The organism is Methylobacterium mesophilicum, from assembly GCF_022179445.1.
Taxonomy (GTDB): domain Bacteria; phylum Pseudomonadota; class Alphaproteobacteria; order Rhizobiales; family Beijerinckiaceae; genus Methylobacterium; species Methylobacterium mesophilicum.
Map to the genome: position 1 here is coordinate 1 of NZ_BPQU01000105.1, position 319 is coordinate 319.

Here is a 319-nt window from a genome sequence, read left to right on the forward strand (position 1 = left end):
GCAGAGAGATCGCATCTGGTCGCCCCCATCCGCCCCCATCCGCCGGGTACCGGGCTGAAAGCCTCTGGCACCTGCTCGCAGAAAAAATCGCGATGATCCGGGTCGAACATCAGGTTGATGTCGAGGGCGGCCTCATCCAGCGTCGCGAATGACTTGCGCGGCGTCCGGAAGGCGGTCCTGTGGAAGTGTGGGCCAGAGGTTACCGCCTCAAGCGTCGCGATGAGCGTCTTCACGTGTTCGATGTCGACGCCCATCGCTGCCCTTCTTTCAGTCAGTGACTGATCGAAGCGACCGGTTCTCCAGTCACCCGGCGCGGCGC

1 protein-coding gene is annotated in these 319 nt (G+C 63.3%); it reads right to left on the reverse strand.

Going from position 1 to position 319, the window contains the following annotated elements:
• Positions 1-254, reverse strand: a 254-nt coding sequence (locus tag MFF40_RS28405; RefSeq protein ID WP_238263159.1) for an MmcQ/YjbR family DNA-binding protein, incomplete at its 3' end; no start/stop codon positions are given.
• Positions 255-319 lie beyond the last annotated feature (65 nt).